This is a genomic window from Bacteroides sp. 90-K9/2 (assembly GCF_047310725.1).
Taxonomy (GTDB): domain Bacteria; phylum Bacteroidota; class Bacteroidia; order Bacteroidales; family Bacteroidaceae; genus Bacteroides; species Bacteroides vicugnae.
Genome location: NZ_JBCGVL010000010.1, coordinates 134,694 through 147,934, shown reverse-complemented (window position 1 = coordinate 147,934; position 13,241 = coordinate 134,694). Strand labels below are relative to the sequence as shown.

Genomic DNA, 13,241 nt, shown 5'->3' with positions numbered 1-13,241 from the left:
TGTTAGAATTGATACATTTGTTCTATGTAGTCGATGAATGCCCGGTTCACCATTTTTACCCCTCCCGGGGTAGGGTAATTGCCACTAAAATACCAGTCGCCCTTATGATGCGGACAAGCCTCGTGCAGTCCTTCCAGCGGTTGATAGACGATTTCCACTTTCGCTTTTGTCCCTTTGGGCGTCAGCAGTTCCACCATCTTGGCAGAGATTTCCTCATCGGTGAACGGAGCATAGATATCCTTCACATAGTTTACCATCTGCTCTTTCGGCAGTCCCACCTGATCTTTCGATTTACGGTAAGCAGCCGCAATCACATCTTTCATATCCCGCTCCTTTAACAGTTCGACAGCAGCCCTGAAAGCGATAAACTCGCTCATCTTTGCCATATCAATACCGTAATAATCAGGGTAACGCACTTGTGGAGAAGAAGATACTATCACAATCTTCTTCGGACCCAAACGATCGAGAATACCGATGATACTTTGCTTCAGCGTAGTACCACGCACAATGCTGTCGTCAATAATCACCAGATTATCGACACCGGGTACCAGACTTCCGTATGTGATATCATACACATGGGCAGCCAAATCATTACGACTGTTTCCTTCGGCAATGAACGTACGGAGTTTGATGTCCTTGATTGCCACCTTTTCGCTACGAATACGACGGGAAAGAATAATTTCCAGTTCATCCATATTCGGATGATGCCCCAATGCGGCGATTTGCTGCACTTTCTCCTCATTCAAATAATCGTCCAGTCCCTGCAACATTCCGTAGAAAGCAACCTCCGCAGTGTTGGGAATAAAAGAGAAAACCGTATGATCGATGTCGTTATTGATCGCTTTCAAAATTCTCGGAACCAACTTTTCACCCAACCGTTTCCTTTCCTTATAAATATCGACATCACTGCCACGGGAGAAATAGATACGTTCAAAAGAACAAGCATGATTCTCGCGCGGCTTGTTAATTTGCGAAGTACGGATTTTACCTTCTTTGCTGATTAACAATGCTTGCCCCGGTTGCAATTCTTTGATTTCCTCAAACGGAACATTCAAAGCAGTCTGGATCACCGGACGTTCGGAAGCAAGAACAGCTATCTCATCATCCCGATACCAGAATGCAGGCCGGATTCCCCACGGGTCGCGGATGGCGAAAGACTCACCGCTTCCGGTCAATCCGCAGATCACGTATCCCCCATCCCATTCGCGGCTGGAAGTACGCAACACGTTTGCCAAATCAATATATTCTTCTATATAATGAGTGATTCCCATGCCCGTAAGCCCCTCGGCTTCAGCAAGATTAAATACACGCTCCACTTCACGGTCAAGACGGTGTCCCACCTGCTCCAACATAATATATGTATCGGCATATTTACGCGGATGCTGACCGATGGCAGTGATACGGGCAAATATCTCATCTACATTCGTCATATTGAAATTTCCGCAGAGAGCCAGATTCTTGGCGCGCCAGTTATTTCTTCTTAAAAATGGATGCACATAAGAGATTCCGGATTTTCCCGTCGTGGAATAACGAAGATGTCCCATATATACTTCACCGGCAAAAGGTAAAGTTCGTTTGGCATACGCTGCATCGTGCAACTGTTCGGGAGTGAGATCCTTAAAATTGTTTTGAACGTTTTCAAAGATTTCCGTAATGGCTCCGGAACCTAAAGCGCGTTCACGAAACATATATTCTTCGCCCGGATTTGCTTCCAGTTTCACACATGCCAGTCCCGCACCTTCCTGTCCACGATTATGTTGCTTCTCCATCAACAGGTAGAGTTTATTAAGACCGTACATCCATGTCCCGTACTTTTTCTCGTAATACTCCAATGGTTTGAGCAAGCGTATCATGGCAACGCCACATTCATGTTTCAATTGTTCCATCTATACTATTTACAATTTGACGATTTACTATTTACGATTTAAATTACCACCTGCCAATCAAACAATTTACTATCTATCATTGATTCTTCAATCGTAAATCGTAAATTGTCTAATTGTAAATCACATCACTCTACTGTTACCGACTTCGCCAGATTTCTCGGCTGATCCACATCCATCCCTTTGCATACCGCAATGTGGTAAGCAAGAAGTTGGAGAGGTACCGTAGTTATTAACGGATCGAGACATTCGATTGTTTCAGGAAGTTCGATACTACAATCAGCGATTTTGCTGATAACGGTATCTCCTTTCGTCACGAACGCAATCACTTTTCCTTTCCGTGCCTTGATCTCCTGAATATTACTTACTACTTTCTCATACAATCCATTCTGCGTAGCAATCACCACTACCGGCATTTCCGCATCGATCAAGGCAATCGGTCCGTGCTTCATCTCCGCAGCCGGATAACCTTCGGCGTGAATATACGATATTTCTTTCAATTTCAATGCACCTTCCAGAGCTACGGGATAACTATATCCGCGTCCCAGGTAAATAAAATTATGCGCATAAGTGAAAGTTTTCGATAACTCCGCCAAAGTATCATTCAATTCCAACACCTCTTTCATCTTTTCCGGAATATGATTTAACTCCTGTACGATTGAAAGATAATGCTGTTCGTCAATGGTTCCTTTCGTTTTGGCAAGTGTCAATGCCAGCATCGCCAATACAGTGACCTGTCCGGTAAATGCTTTGGTAGAAGCCACCCCGATTTCCGGACCCACATGAATATACGAACCGGTATGAGTGGCACGGGGAATAGAGGATCCGATCGCATTGCAAATACCATATATAAATGCCCCGCGGCTTTTCGCCAATTCCACAGCAGCCAATGTATCTGCCGTCTCACCACTCTGGGAGATTGCTATCACCACATCCTGCCCGTCAATCACCGGATCACGGTAGCGGAATTCGGAAGCATACTCCACTTCTACCGGTATGCGGCAGAAACTCTCAATCAGATGCTTACCGATCAGTCCGGCATGCCAGGAAGTTCCGCAAGCAACAATAATAAACCGTTTGGCATTCAACAGCTTTTCCCGATGATCTATCACAGCAGAAAGTACCACATTATCAGCTTCCACATTGATACGTCCGCGCATACAATCATGAATACAATCGGGCTGTTCGAAAATCTCTTTCAACATAAAGTGCGGATATCCCCCTTTTTCCAACTGACCGAGATTGAGTTCCACCTTCTTTATTTCAGGTATCATTTCAACATTGCTCAAGTTGACCACCTTCAACTCCTTCCCCAGATTCAAGACAGCGATTTCCCCGTCTTCCAGATAAACCACCTTGTCGGTATATTCTACAATCGGAGTAGCATCCGAAGCAAGAAAGAACTCATTCTCTCCAATCCCCACTACCAACGGACTACTCTTACGGGCAGCAATAATCTCCTCAGGATGCTCTTTATCAAGAATCGCAATCGCATAAGCACCAATCACCTCCCCTAACGCCAACTGAACAGCCGTCAACAGACTGACCTGATGAGTGACTTTCATGTATTCTATTAATTGAACGAGGACTTCGGTATCTGTACTACTTTTAAAAAGATAGCCTTTGGCTTGAAGTTTTTCTTTAAGAACGGCGTAGTTTTCAATAATACCGTTATGAATGAGAGCGAGCTTTTCGGAAGAAGAGTAATGAGGGTGGGCGTTAGCGGAACAAGGTTCCCCGTGAGTAGCCCAACGGGTATGGGCAATTCCGATTGTACCGGAAATATCTTTCTGTGTGACGAAATTTTCAAGATCGGAGACTTTCCCTTTCGTCTTATACACATTTAACTGTTGGTCATCACTAATGATTGCTACCCCCGCACTGTCATATCCACGATACTCCAGTCGCTTCAACCCTTTGATAAGGATAGGGTAGGCTTTTCGTTTACCAATATAGCCTACTATTCCACACATATTATGATATTTTTATTTCGCCTGCAAATATACACATTACAAATAACATAAAGACAACAAAAAACAGATTTATTTGACAGAAACGCATAAAAAAGTTTCAAACACATCAAAAAGTTAAATAATATATTATTTTTAGCTCAAAAAGAAATAAATTACAATCAGCTTCAAATAAGGATAAATAAGCTAACAAATTAAAAGTAAATTTCCTGTTTTTAATAACAATTTAAAAGAATAAAGATTCCTATTCTTATTTCGCGTCACACAAAAGCTAAATTTTACTATCATTTTGGAATTAAAACACTAACTTTGCCAAACAATTTGATACATCAAACAGGTATTATCATACAATAAAGCTATTAAGAATGAAGAAACAAGAACTTTTTAACAACGTAACAGAAGGATTCCCTTACCAACGACAGCCCAAACAGATGGGCTTGTACGATGCGGCATACGAACACGATGCCTGCGGTGTTGGTATGCTGGTTAACATTCATGGAGAAAAGTCACACGACATTGTTGAGTCGGCTTTAAAGGTATTAGAGAACATGCGTCATCGCGGTGCCGAGGGTGCGGATAACAAGACCGGTGACGGGGCAGGTATCATGCTTCAAATTCCGCATGAATTTATTTTATTACAAGGTATTCCTGTCCCCGAAAAAGGACGGTACGGCACAGGATTGTTATTTTTGCCGAAAAACGAAAAAGACCAGGCAGCTATTCTAAGTATTATTATTGAAGAAATTGAAAAAGAAGGACTCACATTGATGCATCTGCGCAATGTGCCCACCTGCCCCGAAATCCTGGGAGAATCAGCTCTGGCAAACGAACCGGATATCAAACAAATATTCATCACCGGATTTACGGAAACGGAAACTGCCGACCGGAAGTTATACCTGATCCGGAAAAGAATCGAAAATAAAGTCAGATTGTCATCTATTCCGGCAAAAGACGATTTTTATGTTGTGTCGCTCTCTACCAAAAGCATTATATATAAAGGTATGCTTTCATCATTACAACTGCGCAACTACTATCCGGACCTGACAAATAGCTATTTTACCAGCGGACTGGCATTGGTGCACTCTCGTTTCAGTACCAATACATTCCCCACATGGGGATTGGCACAGCCGTTCCGTCTGCTGGCACACAACGGTGAAATCAATACTATCCGTGGCAACCGAGGATGGATGGAAGCCCGTGAAAGTGTACTCTCCACTCCCACTTTAGGCGATATAAAAGAAATCCGCCCGATTATACAACCGGGCATGAGCGACAGTGCTTCTCTGGATAATGTGCTAGAGTTCCTGGTGATGTCAGGATTGAGCCTGCCACATGCCATGGCTATGCTCGTACCAGAATCTTTCAACGAAAAGAATCCGATCAGTGAAGATCTGAAAGCATTCTACGAATACCACTCCATCCTGATGGAACCATGGGACGGACCGGCCGCACTACTTTTCAGCGACGGACGATTTGCCGGAGGTATGCTCGACCGCAATGGCCTGCGCCCTGCCCGTTATTTGATTACTAAAAACGATATGATGGTGGTAGCTTCGGAAGTCGGTGTTATGGATTTCGAACCGGGAGACATTAAAGAAAAAGGTCGCTTACAGCCCGGCAAAATTCTGCTGGTGGATACGGAGAAAGGTGAAATTTACTATGACGGTGAACTGAAAAAGCAGCTGGCTGAAGCCAAACCTTACCGCAGCTGGCTATCTACCAACCGGATCGAACTAGACGAACTGAAAAGCGGACGCAAAGTTCCCCATCAGGTGGAAAACTACAACCGTATGCTTCGTACTTTCGGCTACTCCAAGGAGGACATCGAAAAACTGATTATGCCGATGGCAAGTACCGGAGCAGAACCGATCAACTCAATGGGCAATGACACTCCGCTAGCCGTACTTTCAGATAAGCCGCAGTTGCTTTACAACTATTTCCGTCAGCAATTTGCACAAGTAACCAATCCGCCTATTGACCCGCTTCGCGAAGAACTGGTGATGTCATTGACGGAATATATCGGAGCAGTCGGCATGAATATTCTGACACCCAGTGAAAGTCATTGTAAAATGGTACGCCTGAACCACCCGATTTTGAGCAATACACAACTGGATATTCTTTGTAATATCCGGTACAAAGGCTTCAAAACGGTCAAACTCCCTATGTTGTTTGAGGTTGCAAAAGGGAAAGCCGGATTGCAGGAAGCACTGGCCCATCTTTGTAAAATGGCGGAAGAATCCGTGACGGAAGGTGTAAACTACATTGTACTGACCGACCGTGAGGTGGATATTACCCATGCTGCCATTCCATCATTGCTGGCAGTAAGCGCTGTTCATCACCACCTGATTTCAGTTGGTAAACGGGTACAAACGGCATTGATTGTAGAAAGCGGTGAAATACGTGAAGTGATGCACGCCGCGTTATTGTTGGGTTTCGGAGCAAGTGCCCTGAATCCATACATGGCATTTGCCGTCCTCGACCGACTGGTAAAAGACAAGGATATTCAGTTGGATTATACCACTGCCGAAAAGAACTATATCAAATCCATCTGTAAAGGCTTGTTTAAAATCATGAGTAAGATGGGTATCTCTACGATCCGCTCCTATCGTGGCGCTAAGATTTTCGAAGCTGTCGGTTTGAGTGAAGAGTTGAGCAAGGCTTATTTCGGAGGACTCGGTTCACCGATCGGAGGTATCCGTCTGGAAGAAATAGCCAGAGATGCCATTGCTTTCCATAAAGATGGATTTGAAGGTATTAAAAATGAAGAGTTATTAAAAAACAACGGTTTGTATGCTTTCCGTAAAGATGGAGAAAAGCACGCATGGAATCCGGAAACAATCAGCACGCTGCAATTGGCTACACGACTGGGGAGTTATAAGAAATTTAAAGAGTACACCCATCTGGTAGACGAAAAAGAGAAGCCTATTTTCCTTCGTGACTTCCTGGGATTCCGTCGTAATCCTATTTCTATCGATCAGGTGGAACCGGTGGAAAATATTCTGCATCGTTTCGTCACAGGAGCTATGTCTTTTGGTTCCATCAGCAAGGAAGCCCACGAGGCAATGGCTGTTGCCATGAATAAAATCCATGGACGCAGCAATACTGGTGAAGGTGGTGAAGATGCCGCGCGTTTCCAACCGTTGCCGGATGGCAGTTCTTTACGAAGTGCGATCAAACAGGTAGCTTCCGGTCGTTTCGGTGTAACGGCAGAGTATCTGGTGAATGCGGACGAAATTCAAATTAAGATAGCACAGGGAGCCAAACCGGGTGAAGGGGGACAACTTCCGGGATTTAAAGTAAATGATGTGATTGCGAAAACACGTCATTCCATTCCGGGAATTTCGCTAATTTCTCCCCCGCCCCATCATGATATTTATTCGATTGAGGATTTGGCTCAACTGATCTTCGATTTGAAAAATGTAAATCCACAGGCCAAAATCAGCGTGAAACTGGTAGCAGAAAGCGGTGTCGGTACAATTGCCGCCGGTGTGGCAAAAGCAAAGGCGGATTTGATTGTCATCTCCGGCGCTGAAGGGGGTACGGGTGCTTCTCCCGCTTCTTCTATCCGCTATGCGGGTATCTCACCGGAATTAGGATTGAGCGAAACACAGCAAACACTGGTTCTGAACGGACTTCGTGGCCAAGTAGTTCTGCAAGCCGACGGACAGCTGAAAACCGGACGGGATATCATCTTAATGGCATTAATGGGTGCCGAAGAATATGGTTTCGCCACCTCCGCATTAATCGTATTGGGTTGTGTAATGATGCGTAAATGTCATCAGAACACTTGTCCGGTAGGAGTTGCCACGCAGAATGAAGAGTTACGTAAACGCTTTCATGGACGCAGTGAATATTTAGTAAACTTTTTCACATTCCTGGCACAGGAAGTCCGTGAGCATTTGGCTGAAATGGGATTCACCCGGATGGATGACATCATCGGACGTACAGACTTAATCGAACGCAAGTCCGATGCCAATGACCCGAATCCGAAGCATACTTTAATCGACTTCAGCAAATTGTTGGCACGTGTTGACAACAGTGCGGCTATCCGTCATGTCATCGACCAGGATCATGGAATTTCTACTGTAAAGGATGTAACCATCATCGATGCCGCACAGGAAGCTATCGAACATGAGAAAGAGATTTCTTTAGAATATACGATTGCCAATACAGACCGTGCAATAGGTGCTATGCTTTCCGGAGTGATCGCCAAGAAATACGGTGCCAAAGGATTGCCGGAACATACGCTGAATGTAAAATTCAAAGGTTCGGCAGGTCAGTCTTTCGGAGCTTTTCTCGTACCGGGAGTTAACTTTAAACTGGAAGGTGAAGCGAATGATTACCTGGGCAAAGGATTGAGTGGCGGACGTATCTCCGTATTGCCTCCTATCCGCAGCAACTTCGAAGCCGAAAAAAATACAATCGCCGGTAATACCTTGCTTTATGGCGCAACAAGCGGTGAAGTATATATCAACGGCCGTGTAGGAGAACGTTTTGCTGTTCGTAACTCCGGCGCAGTCGCCGTAGTGGAAGGCGTGGGTGACCACTGTTGCGAATACATGACCGGAGGTCGTGTGGTAGTCCTCGGACAAACCGGACGTAACTTTGCAGCCGGTATGAGTGGCGGTGTGGCTTATGTATGGAACAAGGACGGTAACTTCGATTATTTCTGCAACATGGAAATGGTGGAACTGTCACTCATCGAAGAAGCCAGCTACCGGAAAGAGTTGCACGAACTAATCCGCCAGCATTACCTCTACACAGGCTCGAAACTGGCACGCATCCTACTCGACAACTGGAATCATTACGTAGACCAATTCATCCAAGTAGTGCCCATCGAATACAAAAAAGTACTGCAGGAAGAACAAATGAGAAAGTTACAACAAAAAATTGCAGATATGCAAAGAGACTATTAGATTTACAATTTGACTATTTACAATTTACTATTTGAATGTATAGTCTGTAAATAGTCAAATAGCAAATGACAAGATAGTCTAGAAATAGTAAATCGTAAATCGTCAAATAGTAAATAACAAGATGGGGGATCCTAGAGCATTTTTAAATATAGCTCGGCAGGAGGCGGGATATCGCCCTGTGAGCGAGCGAATCACTGACTATAGTCAGGTGGAACAGACATTGAATACAAATAGCCGTAAATTGCAGGCGTCACGCTGTATGGATTGCGGCGTACCTTTCTGTCATTGGGCATGCCCGATAGGAAATAAACAACCGGAATGGCAGGATGCATTATACAAAGGAAAATGGAAGGAGGCTTACGAAGTATTGTCATCTACTTGCGATTTTCCGGAATTTACAGGACGTATCTGTCCTGCCCTTTGCGAGAAATCATGCGTGTTGAAACTTTCGTGCGATCAGCCGGTAACCATTCGTGAGAATGAGGCGGCAATCGTGGAAGCGGCTTTTCGTGAAGGATATATACAGGTAAAGACTCCGGAAAGAAACGGAAAGAAAGTAGCGGTGATTGGTGCAGGTCCTGCCGGACTGGTAGTCGCCAATCAGTTAAATCTAAAAGGATATAGCGTTACTCTATTCGATAAGGATGAAGCTCCCGGAGGATTACTGCGATTTGGTATTCCTAATTTCAAACTGGACAAGAATGTAATCGACCGGCGGATGAAGATATTGGCCGCAGAAGGAATCCGGTTTGAGATGGGAGTGGAAATAGATGTCAATCATTTACCGGAAGGATTCGATGCCTACTGCATCTGTACCGGAACACCGGCAGCACGTGACTTGAGTATTCCGGGACGTGAACTGAAAGGGATTCATTTCGCACTCGAAATGCTGGCACAGCAGAACAGGATTTTGGCAGGACAGACTTTCCCGAAAGACAAGTTGGTAAATGCCAAAGGCAAAAAGGTTCTCGTGATAGGTGGCGGTGATACAGGTTCCGACTGTATCGGAACCAGCGTGCGACAAGGAGCCGTCAGTGTCACCCAAATAGAGATCATGCCGAAACCTCCTGTCGGATACAATCCGGCTACTCCATGGCCTCAATGGCCGGTAGTCTTCAAGACGACTTCCAGCCATGAAGAAGGTTGTACACGCCGTTGGTGTCTGGCCTCCAATCAGTTTCTCGGAAAGAATGGAAAAGTGACAGGCGTAGAAGTGGAAGAAGTGGAATGGATTCCGGCAACAGATGGCGGACGTCCCACGATGAAACCGACAGGAAAAAAGGAAGTCATCGAAGCGGACATGGTATTGCTGGCGATGGGATTCCTGAAACCGGAACAGCCGAAGTTTGCCGAAAATGTATTCCTTGCCGGAGATGCGGATACAGGAGCCAGCCTCGTCGTACGTGCCATGGCAGGAGGAAGAAAAGCGGCTGCAGAAATAGACACTTATTTGACGAAATAATCTCCGAAGTAAGGAATACTAAGAAGTCTGACTGCTATTATCGGTTCGTTCCACCTAGGTGGAACTTAAGGATAACCTAGGTAGAATTTAAAGACAACCATGGTGGAACGAAAAGTCAACCTAGGTAGAACGAATAAATAATAGCAATCGGGCTTCTTAGAAACTGCGAATAAACAATCAACATATTCAATCACCCCCAAAAACTTAAAGTTATGTGTGGAATAGCAGGTATACTCAACATAAAGGTTCAAACGAAAGAACTAAGAGATAAAGCACTGAAGATGGCCCAGAGAATCCGTCATCGCGGACCGGACTGGAGTGGAATCTATGTAGGTGGAAGTGCCATCCTGGCACACGAACGCCTGTCAATCGTCGACCCGCAGAGCGGCGGACAACCGTTATACTCTCCTGATCGTAAACAGGTGCTCGCCGTAAACGGTGAGATATACAACCACCGGGACATTCGCGCTCAATACGCCGGAAAATATAACTTTCAGACAGGAAGTGACTGTGAGGTCATTCTTGCTCTTTACAAAGAGAAAGGCATCCACTTCCTGGAAGATATTAGCGGTATCTTTGCTTTTGTTCTTTATGATGAAGAAAAGGATGAATTTCTGATTGCCCGTGATCCGATAGGGGTTATTCCTTTATATATAGGAAAAGATAAAGAAGGAAGAATCTACTTCGGCAGCGAACTGAAAGCACTTGAAGGATTTTGCGACGAATATGAAGTATTCCTTCCCGGACATTATTTCCATAGCAAAGAAGGAAAAATGAAACGTTGGTATTCACGCGACTGGACAGCTTATGAAGCCGTCAAAGACAATGACGCACAAACCGGTGATGTGAAAACAGCATTAGAAGATGCCGTACATCGCCAGTTAATGAGTGACGTACCTTATGGAGTGCTTCTTTCGGGTGGGCTGGACAGTTCCGTCATCTCCGCTATTGCCAAAAAATATGCGGCAAAGCGTATAGAGACAGACGGAGCGAGTGATGCGTGGTGGCCTCAACTCCACTCCTTCGCCATCGGACTCAAAGGTGCTCCCGATTTGATTAAAGCACGTGAAGTGGCTGAATATATCGGTACTGTACACCATGAAATAAACTATACTGTTCAGGAAGGTCTGGATGCCCTGCGTGATGTCATTTATTTCATCGAGACATACGATGTAACCACGGTACGCGCTTCCACTCCCATGTACCTACTGGCACGTGTCATCAAATCGATGGGGATTAAAATGGTGTTGAGCGGTGAAGGTGCCGATGAAGTTTTCGGAGGGTATCTATACTTCCACAAGGCCCCCACTCCACAGGCATTCCACGAAGAAACGGTACGTAAACTTTCAAAGTTACACATGTACGATTGTCTCCGTGCCAACAAAAGTCTGTCAGCATGGGGCGTAGAAGGACGCGTCCCTTTCCTTGACAAAGAATTTCTCGACGTAGCCATGAACCTGAATCCGAAAGCTAAAATGTGCCCCGGAAAGGATATTGAGAAACGGATTGTTCGCGAAGCCTTTGCCGATATGTTACCGGAAAGTGTGGCGTGGAGACAAAAAGAACAATTCAGTGACGGTGTGGGATATTCATGGATCGATACTTTGAGAGAAATCACAGCGGCTGCCGTTAGCGATGAGCAAATGGAACATGCTGCCGAACGCTTCCCCATCCATACTCCGCAAAACAAGGAAGAATACTATTATCGTAGTATCTTTGAAGAGCATTTCCCCAGTGAAAGTGCAGCACGCAGCGTACCGAGTGTTCCCAGTGTGGCCTGTTCCACAGCAGAAGCGCTGGCGTGGGATATTGCTTTCAGGAACCTGAATGAGCCTAGCGGACGTGCGGTGAGAGGAATACACGAAGAGGCCTATACTTAACTGATAAAAATAACGGAAAGAGCAGATTCTGTTATTCTTTTGTAGCATTTCTATTTTAAAATCCCAAGGATTAACGCAGATTAGCATATTATTGTCTGATTTGCGTTTTCTTTTTTATAATTTTGAGGCCAAACCCAATTAAATCTATCAAACTTTTAAAAGACCAAACAAATGAATTTAAAAAAAATGATGATGGCTTCTGCCCTTCTAATGGCTGCTTGCTGTATGCAGGCACAGACAAAAGTGATAGCCCACCGCGGATTCTGGAAAACTCCGGGATCATCACAAAACAGTATTTCATCACTTCTAAAAGCAGACTCCATCAGTTGTTACGGTTCAGAATTTGACGTATGGATCGCTAAGGATAACAAGTTGGTGGTCAACCATGATCCTGTATACAAGATGAGACCGATGGAGTATTCCAAAGGTGACGCACTGACCGGACTTAAATTATCCAACGGAGAAAACTTGCCTAGCCTGGAACAATATCTGGAAGCCGGGAAAAACTGTAATACCCGACTGATTCTCGAACTGAAAGCACATAGCAATAAGAAACGTGAAACCAAAGCCGTACAGGGAATCCTTGCCATGGTGAAGAAAATGGGACTGGAAAACCGCATGGAATATATCACGTTCTCCCTACATGCCATGAAAGAGTTTATCCGCCTGGCTCCTGCCGGTACTCCGGTATTTTACCTTAACGGGGAACTGTCTCCCAAAGAATTAAAGGAACTTGGTGCTGCCGGTCTTGATTATCACATGGGAGTGATTAAGAAACACCCCGAATGGATCAAAGAAGCTCATGAGCTCGGCTTGAAAGTAAATGTGTGGACTGTGGACGAAGTGGAAGATATGAAATCGCTGATCGAACAGAAAGTAGATTTCATTACCACCAACGAACCAGTCATCTTACAAGAAGAACTGAAAAAACATCAATAAGATAAAATCATTACAAAGTAAACTATTTAATATCCGTCTTTAAAGAAACAGCTCGTTCCTTTAAAAGAAACAGGATGTTTCTCGGTGTCGAACGGGTGGTTCCTTTTAAAGGAACCACCCGTTTCTTTTAAAGGAAAAATGAGCTTTCATAACAAACTAAATACCAGCATATTAAGAACACTCTTTTTTTC

At 44.7% G+C, this 13,241-nt stretch carries 6 protein-coding genes; 4 read left to right on the top strand and 2 right to left on the bottom strand.

Annotated features, from left to right (window positions below):
- Positions 1-2: 2 nt before the first annotated feature.
- Together AAHJ11_RS19175 and glmS are read right to left on the bottom strand one after the other, a co-directional pair.
- A complete protein-coding gene (locus AAHJ11_RS19175; RefSeq protein WP_148367523.1) occupies positions 3-1,886 on the bottom strand; it encodes an amidophosphoribosyltransferase in 1,884 nt (627 codons plus the stop codon).
- 125 nt (positions 1,887-2,011) lie between these two features.
- The gene (glmS, locus tag AAHJ11_RS19170; RefSeq protein ID WP_413580024.1) at positions 2,012-3,856 is read right to left on the bottom strand and encodes a glutamine--fructose-6-phosphate transaminase (isomerizing); all 1,845 of its coding nucleotides are present in this window, start codon (positions 3,854-3,856) and stop codon (positions 2,012-2,014) included.
- Positions 3,857-4,218: 362 nt separating this feature from the next.
- Between glmS and gltB the strand changes: the two genes are divergently transcribed.
- The 4 genes from gltB (at position 4,219) to AAHJ11_RS19150 (ending at position 13,050) form a co-directional block, all read left to right on the top strand.
- Positions 4,219-8,769 (top strand): glutamate synthase large subunit, encoded by a 4,551-nt coding sequence (gene gltB, locus AAHJ11_RS19165; RefSeq protein WP_195649975.1) that lies wholly within the window; start codon positions 4,219-4,221, stop codon positions 8,767-8,769.
- Between the two features lie 121 nt (positions 8,770-8,890).
- Entirely contained in the window at positions 8,891-10,231 is a 1,341-nt protein-coding gene (locus AAHJ11_RS19160; protein ID WP_234133496.1) for a glutamate synthase subunit beta, read from the top strand.
- 212 nt (positions 10,232-10,443) lie between these two features.
- Complete coding sequence (asnB, locus tag AAHJ11_RS19155) at positions 10,444-12,111, top strand: asparagine synthase B (protein WP_320974795.1); 1,668 nt, start codon at positions 10,444-10,446, stop codon at positions 12,109-12,111.
- 171 nt (positions 12,112-12,282) lie between these two features.
- Positions 12,283-13,050: a glycerophosphodiester phosphodiesterase family protein gene (locus AAHJ11_RS19150; protein ID WP_167511904.1), complete on the top strand. Its 768-nt coding sequence runs from the start codon at positions 12,283-12,285 to the stop codon at positions 13,048-13,050.
- The last annotated feature ends 191 nt before the right edge of the window (positions 13,051-13,241 follow it).

Coding starts and splice junctions, on each gene's coding strand:
- glmS (WP_413580024.1), bottom strand. CDS start 3,856: ATGTGTGGAATAGTAGGCTATATTGGTAAACGAAAAGCCTACCCTATC.
- AAHJ11_RS19150 (WP_167511904.1), top strand. CDS start 12,283: ATGAATTTAAAAAAAATGATGATGGCTTCTGCCCTTCTAATGGCTGCT.
- asnB (WP_320974795.1), top strand. CDS start 10,444: ATGTGTGGAATAGCAGGTATACTCAACATAAAGGTTCAAACGAAAGAA.
- AAHJ11_RS19175 (WP_148367523.1), bottom strand. CDS start 1,886: ATGGAACAATTGAAACATGAATGTGGCGTTGCCATGATACGCTTGCTC.
- gltB (WP_195649975.1), top strand. CDS start 4,219: ATGAAGAAACAAGAACTTTTTAACAACGTAACAGAAGGATTCCCTTAC.
- AAHJ11_RS19160 (WP_234133496.1), top strand. CDS start 8,891: ATGGGGGATCCTAGAGCATTTTTAAATATAGCTCGGCAGGAGGCGGGA.